Origin of the sequence: Algoriphagus yeomjeoni (assembly GCF_003259505.1) — a bacterium.
Classification (GTDB): Bacteria; Bacteroidota; Bacteroidia; order Cytophagales; family Cyclobacteriaceae; genus Algoriphagus; species Algoriphagus yeomjeoni.
Genome location: NZ_QLLK01000004.1, coordinates 26365 through 45124, shown reverse-complemented (window position 1 = coordinate 45124; position 18760 = coordinate 26365). Strand labels below are relative to the sequence as shown.

Below are 18760 nucleotides of genomic sequence, written 5' to 3'. Positions count from 1 at the left end.
TTAGTTTAGGGTTTTTCCAGTAATCTGATTAGCTATGGTAACAGCCAGCAAAGGAATAATGGTGTACTTACCAGTATTCACTGTGTGATAATTACCAAAGGATCGCATACCCACCTCAAAACGCGTATGCAACCTACTTTCTGCAGAATCTACATCTTTATTGCCATGGGCGTATATCACCCCACCTACAGGACTGATGTCTTTAGTTTCGAATTTAAGGTTGTTCAACTTCGGGATCCTAAGTGCAATTTTTTCCAAGCTTTTTTCGAACACCTCCATTCGTTCCTCTTCAGAATACTGAGTATCCCACTCAGGAGCCCGGTAATCTTCAGACCAGCCTGTCCTTCCTACTGGATACCAAGACATAAAAAGACCTCTATTTCTGAAATTTACAGTATCCCCAAAAGGACCTTGTACAATGGTAAGAGATGGTAAATCATCAGGCTTTAAGGGGATGAAGATTTTATTGCCAAATTTATAGCGATGTGACCATTTCTGCGCGGGTTCGATACCCATAGTTTTGTCTATAGCAAGCAAACCATTCCAAGTAGCATTGATTACCTCTGAATAGCTCTCCGAATCCACCTTGGAGTCACGAATAAAATGAACTTTTAGGCTATTTCCCTGATCAGAAACTGCCGTGACTTTAGTATTGAGAAATAGATTAACATTTGGGTGGGAAACAATCGCTTCTGTGAGCTTTTTTGAAATAATTCTCGGCTCTACCGCGTATTCGGTAGTCTGAAAAACTGCAGACATATATTCTGGATTCGCAATATCTCCAATTTGAGAGTTGGCCAGCTTTGATACTTCTAAAGACTCAAATAGATCGAGGTAGTCTTTTTTGAAATGTTTTCTAGCCTCGGCAAAATAATTACTGCAATGCTGATAATGTACAGATACTTCTTCCGGGCTCATTAATGAACCGGTATGAACACCATAGTAAAAAGGGGTAGAAATAATATCTTCAGGATTGATTTCAACCCATCGCTTCAAATAGGAAATAAAATGTAATGCCCCATTAATCATCTCCTTAGCTGTATGAAAATCTCGATCCATCGCATAAATCAGCCCTAGATGAATTTTACCCTCTTGGACATAACTTGCTTTTTTTACTGGAGCACTATTTTCTTCATAGACATCAACTGTATAGCCACGATTTGCTAGCTCTAAGGCTGTGCAAACACCTAATCCTCCAGCACCTAGGATTGCAATTCTCTTATCTTTCAATTTATTAAGTCTTTTAAAAGTTAAAAATCATCATTCATTCAACCCAAAAATAGGCGAATTGAGCCCTAATCCCACTATAATCTATATAAACGGTCTCATTAGCACCATTCAAATTTAGTAATCAGGCGTTCCCGTTTATTCAAATATTGACCTCTTTGCAGGATGAGTTCAAATACCTAGATTTTATTAGAACAGTGACCTTGAAGAATCTTTTTTAGAAGATAATCTGTCACGTTCTTATTTTTTTATTTCCTATTTAAAATTGATAGTCTTTTTAGGGTAAAGATTTTACCTATTACCACAATTCCCTTTCTACCCAAGAAATCCTATTTTTGCAGCCCATGCTCGAAAATTTTGATCCTTCTTCTTTTGACCTCCCGGTAGCGGAGATTATTCCTCAAGTTAAATCCCAGCTTTCTTCTGCTAACACTCTGATCATCCAAGCCCCTCCGGGTGCGGGAAAGAGTACGCTACTTCCCTTGACCTTGCTTGATGAACCCTGGCTGGCTGGCAAAAAGATCATCATGCTGGAACCTAGGCGTTTGGCGACAAAGACGATTGCTCAGCGCATGGCGTCTATGACTGATACTAAATTAGGAGACCTGATTGGCTACAGAATTCGATTCGAATCGGCTATATCTGCTAACACAAGATTGGAAGTAATTACTGAGGGAATATTGACTCGTATGCTTCATTCAGACAATGCCCTAGAAGATGTGGGTTTGGTGATTTTTGATGAGTTTCATGAGAGAAACCTTCATTCTGAAGTCGCTCTCGCCCTTTGTCGGGAAGTGCAGCAAGTGCTAAGGCCTGATCTTAGAATCCTGCTTATGTCTGCCACCATAGATGCAAAAGTGCTTTCTGGTTTGCTCGGATCAACCGTAATCGAAAGTAAGGGTCGGCAGTATCCTGTGGAAGTGAATTATATGAACGAGGTCGATCAATATTCGATTGGAGAAGATACCGCAAGGCAGATTATTCCATTGACCAAAGTTCATGAGGGAGATTTTTTGGTGTTTTTGCCTGGTCAAGGTGAAATCCGAAAGGCACAGGAAATCTTACGCAAAGCACTTCCGGACGATCTTGTATTGCCACTTTACGGTCAACTTTCGTCAGGTGATCAGAATAGAGCGATCATGCCGCATCCTTCTGGAAAGAGAAAGATTGTACTTTCCACAGATATTGCGGAAACTTCTTTGACTATCGAGGGAGTAAAAGTGGTAGTAGATTCAGGCTTCGCCAAATCATCCAGATTTGATCCAAGATCAGGTTTGTCAAGATTGGTCTTGCATAGAATCAGCAAGGATTCAGCCGATCAAAGATCAGGTCGTGCTGGTCGATTGACCGCGGGTCACAGCTATAGACTTTGGACACAAGCCATTCAAAATCAACTGAATGAGTATAGAACACCTGAATTGATGGAAGCAGATTTGACTGGTTTGGTGTTGGATATGAAAGCCTGGGGAAAGCAGGACATCCGTTCCATGACTTGGCTAACACCCCCTCCGGCTGGTACATTAGCTTTGGCAGAAAAGACACTGGAATCCATAGAAGCAATAGTAGATGGGGAGCTCACCCCGCACGGGAAGGAAGTTCATAAGCTGCCAACTCATCCACGAATCGCGCACATGCTGATCAATGCAGAGGAGATTGATCAGCTTGGTTTGGCGACGGATATAGCCGCGATTTTGGATGAGCGAGATCCGCTGGGGCCAGATGCCGGTGTGGATTTGAATCTACGAATAGAAGCACTTCGAAGATTCCGCCTGCATAATGTCAGTATTCCTAGGATTAAGAAAATAGAAAAGATGGCAGCATCTTACCGCAGGATGTTTTCTATTCAGCCAGAAAATAGCCCTGTTGATCCTTGGCAAACTGGTCTGCTTCTAGCCTATGCCTATCCTGAACGCATCGCTGCAGCTCGCCCAGGAAATAACGCCCAGTTTCAATTGGCAAATGGAAAGATCGCTCAGATAGGACATAAGGATGATTTGGCTCATGAATCTTGGCTAGCAGTAGCTCATGTGGATGCACGGGAAGGAATGGGCAAAATCTGGATGGCTGCTCCGATCAATCCCAAAGATTTGGCGCCTATGTTAAAGACAAAAGAAGTCTTAAAATGGGACAGAAAAAAAGGAGGCTTACAGGCACATTCTGAAATTCGGATTGGATCAATTATTCTAGGCACGCGGCCATTGGCAAAGTATTCTGAAGGAGATGTGACCGAAGCAATCCTGGAAGCGATCCGCGAAGAAGGTGAGTATTTACTTGATTTCAATGAGGACGTAGAGCAATTGATCCTACGGATACAATCTTTAAAACAATGGTATCCTGATCAAAATTGGCCAAACTGGTCAGTTGCATCACTTTGTGAAAATCCAGAAAATTGGATAAAACCATACTTGGAAGGAATTCAGAAAAATGATGATTTCAAAAAATTAAACTTGAGTCAAATATTGTTGCATTCTCTTGATTTTGAGCAACAAAAGGAATTAGACAGGCTTGCACCAGCGAGTATTGAAGTACCATCTGGGAGTAAAATAAAACTGGAATACCGAAAGGAAGAAATCCCTCTGTTGGCTGTTAGACTTCAAGAGCTTTTTGGTTTGTTAGAAACCCCGACTGTCAACAATGGAAAAGTAAATGTCTTGATTGAGATGCTTTCACCAGGATATAAACCTGTTCAGCTTACTCAGGATCTGAAAAGCTTTTGGCAAAATGGGTATTTTGAAGTGAAAAAGGAACTGAAACGACGGTATCCAAAGCATGAATGGCCTGAAGACCCAATATCTGCTGAAGCCGTAAGAGGTGTGAAAAGGAAGAATTAAACTTTAAGCAGCAACAGGATTAAAGTTATCTAAGTAATTCAGGAATTGAAGAAAAGCGGCTATTGTAAAAGGTGTCATTTCTTCAGAATTGATTTTCTCAAGAAAAGACTGTCGCAGGATAGGGTAATCTTCTGGGTTGTAGAGTTTACTAAGTGCAGTTGATCGGAAAGCTGATTCCACCATATTGAAAGATTCAAATGGATCTTCCTTATGATCCAAAAATTCCTGCTCAAGGATAATAGGATCTATCATTTGATCTAGCCATTTGAAACCCGTTGTTAAAAAGAAATTTTCTACTGAATAAACTAATTCTCTCAACTGCTTTGGATTTGACACCCTAATTTTTCTTGGGTGAAAATTCCCCAAATTGTTCGGGGTTTGTATTAATGTTATGGATTGATCAGCGTATTCAATTGGTGTTGGAAGAAACTTTTTCACCAATTCTTCCACTTCATTTATACGAATTCCAAGGTGATATTCAACCCAAATTTCATCGGATCCTTCTACAAAATGGACGTAAATTATCTGTTTCCCATGGGGAAAAACCTTCTCAAAGAACAATTGCGATTGATTTAATTCAAATCCATTTTCCTTGAAGAAACTTGAGTGCAGACAAATAACATCCTTTTTCCTCATGACAACATTCCTTTTTTGTACTATAAAAACACAAAAATCAGGCGAATGTTGTTATTCTTCTGAAAATAATTCTCGAATTTCTACTAAGATTGGTTCAACCTCTAATTTTTTCAACTGAAGACTTCCCTCATCTTCTGGGTTATGTAAATAATGGTTCCAATGTTTCTCAGCTTTACGAAGGGTGCGCGGAGTCATATCAAACTCCACCTCGTCCAAATACATTTTGGCTAAAGCCTGAGCCTTAAAGTTGCCAAAAAGAAAAACCCTAAAAATATCCACAAAGCGCAAACTCAAATCGAATTCCTCCAAAATCTGAACGAAGGCGCCTTGATGGGCTCTGTTTTTCTTATCGTTGATAGCTTCGAAAATCGCATCGAGCGACTCCTCATTGAATGGAGATTGCGAAAGCGCACGACAAGCTAAGTAAGAAATCTCCCAATTATCGCCTTTAACCAACTCAATAACCGCGTCTCTACCACTTTCATCAAGCTTTTTCCCAAGTTTATCTGCAAAATAAAAAGCTTCCTTTTCATTGGGATCGCTCATACGCTTGATCAAGCTTTGGATTTCCTCGTCCATGATTTTTCGGTTTATTTGTGCAAATATAATTGAAAAGCCTCCCCCGCTATGATTTCCGGCAATCCAAAGTTAATAAGTCTTGAAACGTATCAGTCGATTCTGGAGCTCAGCGATAGACAGGGTTTAGAGGCATCATATGAAAAGGCTAAACATCAGTGGATAATTTCGGATTCTGAGTCTTGGCTAGTTCGGGTTTCCCTTCCTTGGAATATGTCTCCCAATGAGGCAGGAATTCTTTCTGAAACAGATGATTTCCATCTTGCTTTGGTAATGATCCGAGCTGGCATAGCGGTTACTGGCTATTTTCATAATGGTGAAATGCTGGATCATAAAGTTTTCCGTGCTTACATGGTTCGCCAAAAACAAGGAAAAAGTCAGATTAAATACCTCAAAACCAAAGGTAAATCCAGAGCCGGATCACGATTAAGACTGGGAGAATCTGAACAGTTTTTTGAAGAAATCAACCAGCGCCTCCAGCAATACGAGGAGAATTATGCCATTACAACCTGGGGAATCAGCTGTGGAAAAACGCTTTGGCCCTACTTCTTTGGAAGTGAAACGCCAACCCCTTTCTCGAAGAATGCAGAGAACATGATTAGTATACCCTTCCATGTTCAACATCCTGATTTTGAAACTTTACAAGCAATTCATAAGAAATTGAACGGAATTCATTTGACACTTTCTGAGAAAGGACAGGAGGTTTTTGGCCAGACTGATAAACTTGATGTAGGAAAAACTGAGGATGATGATAATTGGTGAGATGAAATACTTCAATTGATTTAGGAAACTTGTAAGGCCTTGTTAAGCATTTTATCTTTAGCATTAGAAATGATCATTCCTTAAATCCTCCTTTTATTTAATTACCATGACCAATAAACTAAATTGGCTATTCCTTTTATTAATTGTGATATCATTTGGAGCCAAAGCACAGAACACGCTGCATCCTACTTCTTCTGAATATGAATATCCCACTGATCCAAAAGTGGCCGAGAAACTTGAGCAATGGAGAGATCAAAAGTTTGGGATTTTGATCCATTGGGGAATCTATGCAGTACCAGGAATAGTAGAATCTTGGAGTATAGTCAATGAAGACTGGATCAATAGAAAAGATACCACCCAGAGCTATGAGGATTATAAAAAATGGTATTGGGGCTTAAGTGAAAAGTTTAATCCCACTGGTTTTGATCCCTCGCAATGGGCTAATGCAGCTGAGAAAGCCGGTATGAAATACGTGGTTTTTACCACCAAGCATCACGATGGCTTCAATATGTTTGACACTCAGTTTACAGACTACAAAATTTCTAATGGGCCATTCAAAAACAACCCAAAAGCTGATGTAGCGAAGTATGTGTTTGAAGCATTTCGGGAAAAAGGTATGATGATTGGAGCTTATTTTTCTAAGCCTGATTGGCATTCCCAATATTATTGGTGGGATTACAGAGCTACTCCGGATCGAAATGTAAATTATGACATCCGAAAGCATCCTTGGAGATGGAATCAGTACGTGCAGTTCACCCACAATCAACTTAATGAGATTACGACCAATTATGGTGATATAGATATTCTTTGGCTTGACGGAGGCTGGGTAAGACCAAAATCCACCGTCAATGAAGAGGTGCTAAGTTGGGGGGCGCCGATTCCGGATTTTGATCAGGAAATCAATATGCCGAAAGTGGCTGAAATGGTAAGAAATAACCAAGAAGGAATACTCATAGTGGATCGCACGGTCCATGGACCATTCGAAAACTACAGAACTCCTGAGCAGGGAATTCCTGCAACTATGTCATCAGATCCATGGGAAAGCTGCATTACCCTAGGCGGAGCTTGGGGCTATGTGCCAAATGATAAGTTTAAACCATCTCGCAAAGTCATTCATCTATTAATTGAAATCGTCGCCAAAGGCGGAAATTTATTACTTGGCGTTGGTCCAACAGCTGATGGTCTTTTCCTTCCTGAGCAAGTTGCTAGATTGGAGGAAATTGGAAAGTGGCTTGAAGTAAATGGCGCTGGAATCTATAATACCCGAGCAATCGATACTTTTCAGGATGAAAAGCTTTATTTCACTCAAGGTAAAGCCAAAGAAATGTATGCTTTGCTGCCGTTGGAAGAGAATGAAAAACTAGAAGAAACTATCTCCTGGAGCCTTAACCCTCCTAAAAAGGGAAGTAAAATCACCATTCTTGGTGAGAGTAAATCTCTAAAATGGAAAACAGAAAATGGAAGAACTTTGGTTTCAATTCCTAAGAGCATTCAGCAAAAACATAAAAATTCTCCTGCCATTGTTCTGACTTACATTTCAGAATAAAGTAGATTTCACCATTCGATTACACACAAATAGATGGAATTAACCACAGTAATAAAGCCTTTTGAAGAGCTCAGCAATCATGAGTTGTATGCTATTATCCGACTTCGTAATGAAGTATTTGTTGTAGAGCAGAATTGTGTTTTTCAGGATGCTGATAATAAGGATCAATTAGCCGACCATGTGATGATCGTGGCAGATGATTTTTTAGTGGCCTACTCAAGAGTGCTACCTGCAGGTGCATCTTTTGATGAACCTTCCATAGGCAGGGTTGTAAGCGACATGAAAGCTCGAGGTACTGGCGCAGGAAGAAGGTTGATGAAAGACGCTCTTTCCTTTATTTCAGAAAAGTACGGTTCCTGCACTGTAAGGATTGGAGCGCAAACATATCTAAATGAATTCTATAAGTCTCTGGGATTTGAAAATGCAGGAGAAACTTACTTAGAAGATGGCATCGAACACATTGAAATGACCACTCAGGTGTAAAAATTAATTCAACCACTAAAACAAGTTTTGGAGATGTGTAGGAGAAATTCTTTGATCAGTATTTTCTTAATTTTCATAGCAATTCATATTTCCGTAGCTCAAGAGTCTTTTATCTACAAAGAACTTGATACCACTAAGCTATTTATGGAAGTGTATTACCCTGAGCAAATGGTAAATAAGGAAAATTATCCTGCCTTAGTATTTTTTTTTGGCGGCGGATGGAATTCAGGCAGTAGGTCTCAATTTGAACATCAAGCTGATTACTTTTCTAAGAGAGGCATCGTTTGTTTTTTGATTGACTATAGAACCCGAAATCAGCATCAAACTAGTCCATACGAATCTGTAAAAGACGCCAAATCCGCCATCCGGTTTTTGAGGGAAAATGCTGGTAAATTCCATATTGACCAAGATAAAATCATCGCATCTGGAGGTTCTGCGGGTGGGCATTTGGCTGCTGCCACTGCTTTGATAGACGGTTATAATGAGTCGACAGATGATTTATCGATTAGTCCCATTCCCAATGCGCTGGTTTTATTTAATCCTGTAATAGATAATGGTCCGGGAGGTTATGGATACGAGCGAATTGGGGACCAATTCAAAGAATTTTCGCCTCTTCATAACATTAAGTCTGGAGCTCCTCCTACCCTGTTTTTACTTGGCACCAAAGACGCATTAATCCCAGTAGTTACAGCTGAATATTATAAAATGGTCATGGAAAAAGTGGGCAATAGATGTGATTTGATTTTGTATGATGATCAACCGCATGGTTTCTTTAACTATGCCAATTTTGAAAATTATAAACAGACAGTTGAAGCTACGGATGAATTTCTTCAATCATTAGGTTACCTTCAAAAAGACCCTCAAATTATCATCGAGTAAGGGCAAATTTCTGCAACTTTAACAGTCGTGTTGCAAAGTATTTTTTAGGTATTTCAAACGAAAAATATTTTTGGAGTATCATCTATTTTCACTGTTCCAATATTAGAATTGTTTTACTGCTAGGCTTATAGTTGTATTTTTCAAAGATTAATATATTACTATTATTGTTTTTTATACTTATATTAATGCTGTTAACATCAAGAATAAAAGCCACTATTTTTAGTCACAGTGATTTAATCAGGATACTTTTTCCTAGTAGGAAGAAATACCATTCTTTATCATCACTTCAATTTTTAATTCAGTGTACCATGAAAAAAATCTTCAAAGTTCTCGGTTACCTAGTTTTAGGTGTTTTATTCATTTGTGTAGCATTATTTACCTATGTCTCTTTTGCATGGAATAAATCTTATGATGCCCCATTCCCGTCAGTATCGGTTAGCACTGACTCAACTGTACTAGCAAGAGGACAATATTTAATTTATGGACCTGCACATTGTGCCACATGCCATATTGCACCTGAAGATTACGATGCAATGAGCGCAGGAGAATTGGTGCCGCTAGCAGGTGGAAATGAAATAGTAATTCCTCCGGGAATATTCAGGCCAAGAAATCTTACGCCAGATGTAGAAACTGGAATAGGATCATTGACAAATGAGGAAGTTGCGCGAGTGATGAGATTTGGTGTGGGACATGACGGAAGAGTATTGTTTCCTTTCATGCCATTTGAGAACATGACTGAGGAAGATCTGAATGCTATCATTTCATTTCTAAGATCAAGACCTCCTGTATCCAAAAAAATAGAAGCCTCCGATTATACCTTCCTTGGTAAAGCTGTCCTTGCATTTGGAATGATAAAGCCTACAGAACCAGGAGCCACACCGAAGAAGGCTCTTAAACAAGAAGCCACCGCTGTATATGGCGAATATTTAGCCAATTCAGTAGCCAATTGTGCAGGTTGCCACTCACCAAGGGATTTAAAAAGTGGAGAATTTCTTGGTCCCAAATTTTCCGGAGGATTAGTTTTTGAAGAAAAGGATGCCTTTTTCACTACCCCAAATTTGACACCCGATCCAGAAACGGGGTTATTAGCAACATGGAATGAAGATTCTTTCGTTACTCGTCTTAAATCTGGATTAGTACATGAGGGAACTCCAATGCCTTGGTCAAGCTTTGCAATGATGGATGAGGTAGATATACGAGCAATTTATAGATATTTAAACTCACTGCCCCCTACTAAAAATCTTATTGAAAAAACTGTAGTAATGAAAGAATAGTCCGAATCAGATAGAAAAACCTAATAATTGAATATGAATATCCACAATGATGCCAGTCACCTTAGATTCTTTGCTTGGTTGGCTGGAAGACCGAAGCGGCCTCAAAGCTAGGGTATACCATCTATTAATTCGCTTTTATCTATTTACTGGTAACAAAGCGGATATACATATAATTGAAAATTAGGTAATGTGGTCAAAAATAGTTGGTGATTTTGATCGAGAAAATTTATATAAATCACTGGAATATTTTAAAGAAGTCATTTGAACAAGTTAACCACAAAGTAAAAACCATAACTGAATTATGGGGTTATTCAACCTTAAAGGCCTTTTATGCTTCATTCTTCTTGTCTTATGGCTCCAAAAACCTTTATATCCAGAATTTTTGAAGTAAACAAGAATCGTCACTTTTTGAAGTTTTTATGAGCAAAAAAATCTAATTGAAACCGGTTTCATTAAGATGGTTGCAATCTTCTAAAAATCAGTAAGTTGAGAAGTATTTTACCAACTATTTTTGACCATTTAATCGAAAATTAATAGGCGTTCTCTCAAACCAAAAAAGCCGGAATTACTTCCGGCTTTTGCATTGGTTAAGTTTATAATTAGGTGGTGGTGTTTGTAACATCACCAGGGTAATTCGCATTTAACATATTCATAGTCTCATGAGCCACTTTGATGTTATACTCGTAGGCAAGACTCTTGTAATTTACCAAATCGACAATCGTACCAATGAAACAAAGTCCAAGCGTCAAGATGTAGAGTATTCCTAATCCAATTTGACCAAGAATAAATCTATGCAGTCCGGCAAAGCCAAAGAAGCCTAGAAGAGTTAAGATCAAAATCATCTGAGAGTCCTTTCTTCTAGCACGATAAACCTGTGCGAAAAGAGATGCTTGATCCTCGTCCATATTTTTCATCAAACCCTGGATGTAACCCAGTTCCATTCCTTCCAGTTCAGGAAGATGTCTTAATACATTAGCCATAATTGTGTGTTGTTTTTAAGTTTTTAATAAGTTGCCAAATTCGGGAGATAATAACCGCATACGCTAGCAAAGCCAGTGGATGCATTTCCCAGGAAGCCTGAAACTCTCCTTTTGAAAGAAGACTCATAGAACGTCCCAGGCCACATCCAGGACACCAATCAATTCCCAGTTGACTCAAAGGACAGAGGCTTAAATGACTCCCTCCATGAGGATCTAAGAGAATAATTGCTACTAAACTTCCGATCCAAAAGATCAACTCTAGCGGCAGGATTGATATCCATCGGGTGATTACCTTCATGTTTACTTGATGTACGAAAAAGATGCCATTGATTAAAAAGGCCTCCAAACACGTTTTTTAACAGTTTTAGCTAAAATAGGTGAATGCGAGCGTACATAAAAGTGTACGGTTATGAACGGTTAAATTCCGGTAGTTTAATTTCCAGCTTTTCACCGTATACCGCTAGTTGATTTGATTCATTTTGTCGTGCTACCTGTGAGTATCCTTTATTCCCACCGTAATTTTTCCAGCCAGAAAATTTAAAAACCAAACCTAGCAACTCCCCATTCACAGGTACAGAGGATTCAATTCCGAGTACTTTTGAGACTTCCTTACCTAAGAAAAAATTCAGGATAGGTACCACTTGACTTGATATAAGAGGATCTGGAATAGTTGATTTATAATAAGCAATCAAGGCTTGAATCAATTGATTGCCAGCATCAGTAGCTTTTACATGCCTTTTTCGAATAAGTTTTTCTAGTGCAAATGCCTCTTTAGGATTTTCTGGCCAGTACTTCTCATTAATTCCCATCAATCGACCAACCCATTTCCAATACTGCATAATAAAGGAAACTTCATCAGGACTTACCTTAATTCCCATTTTCTTCCAGCCTCTAATGACTATAAGACTAAAAGAAAGATTGGTTCCTATTAGATCTTCTTGATTTATAGGTTTTCCAAAATCCTCCCTCCATTCTGTTCCATAGTTTGATATAAAATAACGGCTAAAAGCATGTATCAAACGGACCTTGGCGCAGGAAAGGAAGGCTTTCTTCTTTGTGAGAAATGCCCCTGGTTCGAAAATATCCAAGATGAAGCTACCTGTCTCTCCTAATCTTCGGCCTATATCACTGAGAATTCGCTTAGATCTAACCAGTACTTCTGCCCCATCTCCAAACGCATAAGCATATGGCAGTGAGTAAAATCCTAACATGGCTAGGTATAAGTCACCTTTTTGATCGAAGAGTTTTTGACCTTTGATTAATATATCCTCGGGGATTTCATTTTGCCTTAGGTAAAAATTAAAAAAACTCTGAAACTCCTGGGGATAGGATTCATCAATTTTAGTGGGAATCTCCTTCCACGAGTTTATTATGGCGATTAACTCGGGATTCTTGATTAGTAGGCTAACCAATTGATCTGCAGATGGGTCTTGTATTTTCCGCAATTGATCAAATTCGATATTCTGGTATAGTTTTAGTTTACTCACAGCATTCTAACCTTGATTTTGTACTTTGGTTAAAAAATTTAAGTAAACATATGAAATCGAGCAAGTCGGAGGCGACACATAGAGGGATGATTATCCACCGTGCGAAATTCCTCTCGATAGCTATCGGGATGACCATTAAAAAACAATTATAAACACATGAAAAAGCGTTTGTGCCTAGTGCTTATTTCCATTCTGTTTGGATCATTTTCAGGCTTTGCTCAAGTTGGCACTGACCTCTGGGTAATCAATACTAGCGGAAAGGGAGGTAACCTTAAGTTATTGACTGAAACTGCCTATGCACTGACGGATCGCCCTGAATATGATAATCAGCCCAGTTTTATCAATGAGTATCAGATGGTCTTTTCTGCTGCTGATGAAAATGACAATTTTGATATTATAGTTTATAATTTCAATTTAAAGAAGTTTACCAATATGAGTAGAACTTCTGATAGGAATGAAAACTCACCTATGATTACTGACTGTGGAATGTACATTTCTGCAGTAGTTTCTGAGCCTGATAAAAAACAAAGAATCTGGTTATATCCCCTGACTTTTGAACCCGCAGAATTGCTTTACGATGACATAGAACCTGTCGGGTACTACGATTGGTATGAAAATAAAGCAGCGATGTTTATCCTAGGTGATCCCAATAAGTTAATCTATGCCAAAGGAAGAAATGACTTATTAGAAATAGATTCAGCCATCTCTCGATCCATTCATAAGCGACCAAAAACCTCAGAGATCACCTACATGACTGAATCTTCTGCTGCTGAAGCAGGAATTATTAAAAGTTATGATATTGAAAATGGTGAAAGAGAAGTATATCTTGGGGGGCTTGAAGGTTCTCAGGATTTCATCTGGTTGGATAAAAATCATCTACTAATGGCTTCAGGAAATGAAGTATTTATTAGAAAATATAACAATACAGAATGGGAATCAATTGGAAAAATCACTTCCGAGACCCATGAAAAAATCACCCGAATGGCCTACAGTAAAGACTTAAATGTGCTCGTGGTAGCAATGAACAGAAAATAACTTTAATCTATGAACCCTATTAAATCATCCTTATTAATGGCTGCGCTTCTGATTGGAACGCAGGGATTCTCTCAAGAAATAGAAGACAAAAAAGGCATAGTCGCCAAAAATGCTGAATTGGTGAAAGTGCAAGACGGGTTTGAGTTCACGGAAGGCCCAGCAGTGAATCGCTTTGGGGATGTTTTCTTCACGGATCAACCAAATAACAGAATCCATAAATGGAATGCCTTGTCTAACGAAGTCAGTGTTTTCAAAGAAAATACAGGAAGATCAAATGGCATGTATTTTATGCTTGACGGCACCCTAGTTGCAGCTGCAGACAATAAAAACGAACTCTGGGCTATTGATACAGATGGCAATCACGAGGTTTGGATTTCAGCTTTCAAAGGAAAAAAACTCAATGGCCCGAATGATTTGTGGGTTAGACCAAAAGGGGGGATTTATTTTACTGATCCACTATACCCAAGACCTTACTGGGATCGCAGCAAAGAATCCGAACAGGAAGGGCAAAACGTGTACTTTTTGTCAGCTGATAGGACAGAACTTTTCGCAGTTGCAGAAGATTTGGTTCAGCCAAATGGGATCGTCGGAACGCCAGACAGCAAGTATCTTTATGTTTCTGACATCGGAGCCAAGAAGACCTATAAGTATGAAGTACGGGAAGATGGTTACTTGATCAACAAGGAGCTGTTTTGCGAAATGGGTTCAGATGGTATGACCATAGACGAACGGGGAAATGTTTATCTCACTGGGAATGGTGTTACAGTATTTAATCGAAATGGTGAGCAGATCGCACATATTCCAGTTCCTGCAGGCTGGACAGCGAATGTGGTATTTGGTTCACTTGATAGAAAAACCCTATTTATCACCGCTTCGGATGCAGTTTATACCTTACAGATGAAAACCAGAGGAGTTTGGTAAAAAACATTTCTAGAAATAAACCCTAAAAGCAAAACCCGGAAGAAAATCAGTCTTCCGGGTTTTTTATGTTTTTATTGTCAGCTTCTACTTAAGGAGGCTGATAATAGAAAATGAGTTAGAAAATACCGATGTAGTGATTTCCTGGCTGATTCACCAAAGTAGCACCTTTGCTAGCAACACCTGAATTGCTATCAACAATGTAAATGTTTCCGTTTTTGCCTACTGGAGTGATGGCGATATAAACATCTGCTCCATCAACCACAAAACCTTGGTATTGATTGAATTCTAAGTCAGCATCATAAGGAAGGTCCACAATAGAAGCCGTTCTGGCATTCAGATCCATCCAAACTACGAATCCATTTTCTGCTCCATCATGAGAAATTAAAGCAAATGCTTTTCCGTTTTGAGCGTATTTCCATGCTTCAATAGTCACTCCTGACAATCCAAGTGCATTATTCAGACTGAAAACATATGAATCGTCATATTCATTGTTCTGATTGATTCTCAGGATATGGGAGCCATTTGGATCTCGCTCAGTAGCCTGATATATATTTCCATCGTCAGCTAGGTAGCTGTAGTGACTTCTGTAGCCACTATTATCACCATGTCCTACAGCTGAAGTGATCACGGTCGGATTGGCAAATGAAGGGTAATCCACTACCACAGATTTGCTACCCAGTCTCTCATAGTCACCTTCAGTTTCTCCAGTCGCCACATTGTACTTACGCATCCATGTACCAATGATTAGCTTATCTTTAGCAGCATTGAGGACCGATCCATCTAGTCTGAAAATGGTATGACCTGCTGCTTCCTCCTCTTCCGTAAGAGGGATTTCATATTGCACATAGTTACTAATCAAAGACTCCTGTAAATCCAAAGCCAAGATCGTAGCTACACCTCTATAGTATTCAAATGGAGTCGTAGGGTTAGGGTTTTCTTCTGTCGGGGCATTATTCGCGGCAATATTTGCCATGTTTAGCGCTATACCTGTTTTGTCTCCGTCAAATAATTTCAGCCAGCGAGGTGAAGTGCCTGCATATTGGGAAATATTCACTGACACATCGGACTGGACGAAATTGCCACCTCCATTAACAGTGTATCTGGAGAATTCCCCGCCATTATCACCCGTATAAGCGATATTGAATAAAGTAGAGCCATCTTCTGAAGATTGAAGACGAGCGGTTCTGTTTGATTTCACCCCAAAGCCCCCTGTATAAACACTAATCTGAGTTTCAGGGTCCTTAGCTTCCTCTTTTGTCACAGAATAAACCATCGTTCCTCCGTTGCCATCTCCAGGATTAGTTCCCATCAAGGCTCCTGCTACGGTGATGAATCTGCCTTCGGTTTCCCCTGGAGGAATGATAGGATCACCGCCATTATCGCTACAGCTGATAAGCGCTAAAGAGCTCACTAGGACTCCAAGTGTCAAAAAGTTTAAGAATTGCTTTTTCATAATTTACTTGTGGTTGGTTAACTATAATAGGTTGATTTAAAATTTATTAATGGTGTAATTCAATTTCAGGTAAAATCCTCTACCTGGTTTTTGAACTGCAAAATTGTCGTAGGCTTGCTGGTCAAAAAGATTTCTCAAGTCAGCGCTAACCACCAGCTTTTCACTTGGGAAAACATAATTCACTCCTATGTCTTGGATGAATTGCCGAGGGGTCCGAAAATCTTCTATTTCCAACCAGGTGGTATAAAATCGATCTACAAATCCAAAACTGTAGTAGAAATTCAGTGCCGAACGTTTTTGGATTACATTCTTAAAACCGTACTGTACGGTAGAATTAATTGTGAAAAATGGTTCGTTCGGTAGCTGTCGATTATAATAGGTGTATTCATTTCCATTTGGATCATATTGAATATTGAATACAGAATTGAACTTGGAGAAATTGAGCAAAACACTGAAATTGTCATTCCAGGTATAATTAATTTCTCCCTCAAACCCGATAGACTTTGTTTTTCCCAAGTTTTCAAATGGATCTGTCTGTACCGCATCATTCAATCTAGGATTGATTCTTCGTACGATTTTATCCTTTGTATCCCGTAAAAATCCTGAAGCATAAATGGTCAATTTACTTGTTGAATTTAGCTGGTAGGGTCCGGTGCGTAGTCCTAGATTAAGGTTGTTACTGACCTCAGGCCTGATCCCTATATTTTCAATGATATTTTCTCCTGGGCTACCGAATATTTCATTTTCAGAAGGCATTCTCACAGCTTTTTCTGCAGAAAGAAGCATTGTCAGGCTGTTATTTAATGCATAAGAAGTTGCCAATCCGTAGCCAAAAGTGTTGTTTTTACTTGATACCTTATCTTCAGACTTTACAGTTTCTCCATTCTGGGTTACCAAAATCGGATCCATTCGGTCGATTTCCTGATGATAATATTTACCAAAAAGATTTGCTTTAAACTTGGATTCAAACAGTGTCGCTTCATATGCAAAAGCGGATATATTTTTAGTCAAATCCCGTGTTCCAATAAACTCACGCTCTCGGGCAGGTCGCATCAAATCACGCTGAGTTCTATCTATTGTATAATACATATGACTAAATACCATTCGATGCATTTCTGAAATGGAATAAGTCACTCCGCCTCTGAAAGTGGAAATATTTCGGTTGATGTGATTGATAGTTGGAGCTCCTTGTTGGGCACCGTTTGGTCTCAGGATTGGACCACCATTTAGACCAACACTTTGCTCACCAAACCAATTGTAATTCCATTTAACAGTATCATTCACGACCTGCTTGCGGTCACTGATCATTCCATTGAAATTGACTTCTAACCCCTTAGCTAGAAAGTCTGATTTCACATAGTTTACGCTCAAAACCTTCGCTTGAGACTCTGTAAACCGTCCTTTATAAGGTATAGTCATGTAGGTTCCATGCTGGATTTCATTGTAATCGTCTGATACATTAAGTCCCAGATAGAATTGATCAGCCCATTTTGCGTTTGTGAAACCAACTTGAATATTAGCTCCGGCAGATTTGTAAGCATCGTTGAATCGCTTTGCTCGGACGTACTCATAGCGACCATTTGCTAGGATATTTCTTACGAATTTGCCCCAAACCTGATAATCATTGTCAGAGAAATTGTAGAATCCCGAAGCTTTTACGGTGAATCCAGAATTTGAATTTCGGTAAGAACCGCTGACATTTGCCTGCTGTGTATTGAAGGATCCATAAGACAAGGAGGCTGTCAGATTATTCATTGCCCCTTTTTTTAGGATTACGTTGATTGCTCCACCCAGCGCATCATCGGCCAAATGAGCTGGAATTACTCCCTTGTAAACTTCAATTCGATCAATCAACGCAGGAGGAATACTGTTCAGACTAAAGGATGCCCCATAGGTGGAGATTGGAACTCCGTCGATGAAAATGCGGACTGAATTGCCTGACATACCATTCAGGTTGTAGGAAACCTGAGATCCTAGTCCACCATTTTGACGGACTCTCACTCCCACTGATCTATTTAAAAGATCATTGGTTTGCAAGGAATGTAATGAAGCCCTTTTTGTCTCTAGTACATTTACAGCAAATCCGGCTTTTTCAACCTCATTTTTTACTGATTCACCTGTCACTTCTACCTCATCCAGCACCTTTTCACCTGCTCTTTTTACGACAGTTTCCAGTTGAATTCTAGGCTTATCAATTTGGATATTGAAGTTAAGTCCTTGCATCTCAATGCTGCTTACTTGCACCTGATGAGCCCCAAATGGAACATCTACTAGTTCATACCTACCCCTTTCGTCGGATAATGCTTGTTTTTTCAATGCTTGGATAAATACAGCAGCATAGGCTACCGGCTCACCATCTTCAAAAGTCAAAAAACCAGTTAATTTTCCCGTTTGAGCTGTGCTCACAAGAGATATGCAGAAACCTACAGTAAAAAAGAGAAGAGTAAAACCTGCTTTCATAAACCGCCTTTAGTTGTATATGACAGCAAATCTAAAGCTTAATTGTAATTAATCTAAATAAGAATTATAAAAACATGGTCTTAGGAAGCACCTACAATCACATAAGACTAAATATCAGCTACTTACTATTTATAAAAAATCTAAATAAAAACAACAGAAATAAAATCGGCTACCAAATTCTCTCATTTGGTAGCCGAAATGCAATAAATT

Annotated in this window: 16 protein-coding genes; 8 read left to right on the top strand and 8 right to left on the bottom strand. The window is 39.2% G+C overall.

Annotated elements, in window-relative coordinates; all coding sequences use genetic code 11:
* The gene (locus LV83_RS07700) at positions 1-1230 is read right to left on the bottom strand and encodes an FAD-dependent oxidoreductase (protein WP_111610978.1); all 1230 of its coding nucleotides are present in this window, start codon (positions 1228-1230) and stop codon (positions 1-3) included.
* Positions 1231-1571: 341 nt separating this feature from the next.
* Here LV83_RS07700 and hrpB point away from each other — a divergent pair, with 341 nt between their 5' ends.
* Positions 1572-4058: an ATP-dependent helicase HrpB gene (hrpB, locus tag LV83_RS07695; protein ID WP_111610977.1), complete on the top strand. Its 2487-nt coding sequence runs from the start codon at positions 1572-1574 to the stop codon at positions 4056-4058.
* A gap of 3 nt (positions 4059-4061) precedes the next feature.
* Here the strand turns inward: hrpB and LV83_RS07690 are convergent, their stop codons facing one another.
* Both LV83_RS07690 and LV83_RS07685 read right to left on the bottom strand, forming a co-directional pair.
* Positions 4062-4694 (bottom strand): hypothetical protein, encoded by a 633-nt coding sequence (locus LV83_RS07690; RefSeq protein WP_111610976.1) that lies wholly within the window; start codon positions 4692-4694, stop codon positions 4062-4064.
* 51 nt (positions 4695-4745) lie between these two features.
* Entirely contained in the window at positions 4746-5273 is a 528-nt protein-coding gene (locus LV83_RS07685; protein ID WP_111610975.1) for a HEAT repeat domain-containing protein, read from the bottom strand.
* A gap of 48 nt (positions 5274-5321) precedes the next feature.
* On the opposite strand from LV83_RS07685, the gene LV83_RS07680 reads away from it, so the two are divergent.
* The 5 genes from LV83_RS07680 to LV83_RS07660 all read left to right on the top strand — a co-directional run bounded on the left by LV83_RS07680 (position 5322) and on the right by LV83_RS07660 (position 10214).
* Positions 5322-6032: a hypothetical protein gene (locus tag LV83_RS07680; protein WP_111610974.1), complete on the top strand. Its 711-nt coding sequence runs from the start codon at positions 5322-5324 to the stop codon at positions 6030-6032.
* Between the two features lie 106 nt (positions 6033-6138).
* Positions 6139-7578: an alpha-L-fucosidase gene (locus tag LV83_RS07675; RefSeq protein WP_111610973.1), complete on the top strand. Its 1440-nt coding sequence runs from the start codon at positions 6139-6141 to the stop codon at positions 7576-7578.
* Between the two features lie 33 nt (positions 7579-7611).
* The gene (locus LV83_RS07670) at positions 7612-8061 is read left to right on the top strand and encodes a GNAT family N-acetyltransferase (RefSeq protein ID WP_111610972.1); all 450 of its coding nucleotides are present in this window, start codon (positions 7612-7614) and stop codon (positions 8059-8061) included.
* A gap of 33 nt (positions 8062-8094) precedes the next feature.
* The gene (locus LV83_RS07665) at positions 8095-8940 is read left to right on the top strand and encodes an alpha/beta hydrolase (protein WP_211320464.1); all 846 of its coding nucleotides are present in this window, start codon (positions 8095-8097) and stop codon (positions 8938-8940) included.
* Between the two features lie 308 nt (positions 8941-9248).
* Positions 9249-10214 carry a c-type cytochrome gene (locus tag LV83_RS07660; protein ID WP_111610971.1) on the top strand — a complete coding sequence of 322 codons (966 nt, stop codon included), beginning with the start codon at positions 9249-9251 and terminating at the stop codon, positions 10212-10214.
* A gap of 599 nt (positions 10215-10813) precedes the next feature.
* On the opposite strand, the gene LV83_RS07655 is transcribed toward LV83_RS07660, so the two are convergent.
* The 3 genes from LV83_RS07655 to LV83_RS07645 all read right to left on the bottom strand — a co-directional run bounded on the left by LV83_RS07655 (position 10814) and on the right by LV83_RS07645 (position 12681).
* Positions 10814-11194, bottom strand: a complete 381-nt coding sequence (locus LV83_RS07655) for a TM2 domain-containing protein (protein ID WP_111610970.1) — start codon at positions 11192-11194, stop codon at positions 10814-10816.
* Positions 11187-11321, bottom strand: coding sequence for a DUF2752 domain-containing protein (locus LV83_RS21785; RefSeq protein ID WP_245947028.1), 135 nt, complete (start codon positions 11319-11321; stop codon positions 11187-11189). Before LV83_RS21785 ends, LV83_RS07655 begins: the two co-directional genes overlap by 8 nt.
* Positions 11322-11601: 280 nt before the next feature.
* Positions 11602-12681, bottom strand: a complete 1080-nt coding sequence (locus tag LV83_RS07645; RefSeq protein ID WP_111610969.1) for an oxygenase MpaB family protein — start codon at positions 12679-12681, stop codon at positions 11602-11604.
* Between the two features lie 156 nt (positions 12682-12837).
* On the opposite strand from LV83_RS07645, the gene LV83_RS07640 reads away from it, so the two are divergent.
* Together LV83_RS07640 and LV83_RS07635 are read left to right on the top strand one after the other, a co-directional pair.
* A complete protein-coding gene (locus LV83_RS07640) occupies positions 12838-13716 on the top strand; it encodes a hypothetical protein (RefSeq protein ID WP_111610968.1) in 879 nt (292 codons plus the stop codon).
* Between the two features lie 9 nt (positions 13717-13725).
* Positions 13726-14637 carry an SMP-30/gluconolactonase/LRE family protein gene (locus LV83_RS07635; protein WP_111610967.1) on the top strand — a complete coding sequence of 304 codons (912 nt, stop codon included), beginning with the start codon at positions 13726-13728 and terminating at the stop codon, positions 14635-14637.
* Between the two features lie 115 nt (positions 14638-14752).
* Here the strand turns inward: LV83_RS07635 and LV83_RS07630 are convergent, their stop codons facing one another.
* Complete coding sequence (locus LV83_RS07630; RefSeq protein ID WP_111610966.1) at positions 14753-16090, bottom strand: hypothetical protein; 1338 nt, start codon at positions 16088-16090, stop codon at positions 14753-14755.
* 36 nt (positions 16091-16126) lie between these two features.
* Positions 16127-18550: a TonB-dependent receptor gene (locus LV83_RS07625; protein WP_111610965.1), complete on the bottom strand. Its 2424-nt coding sequence runs from the start codon at positions 18548-18550 to the stop codon at positions 16127-16129.
* Between the last annotated feature and the right edge of the window lie 210 nt (positions 18551-18760).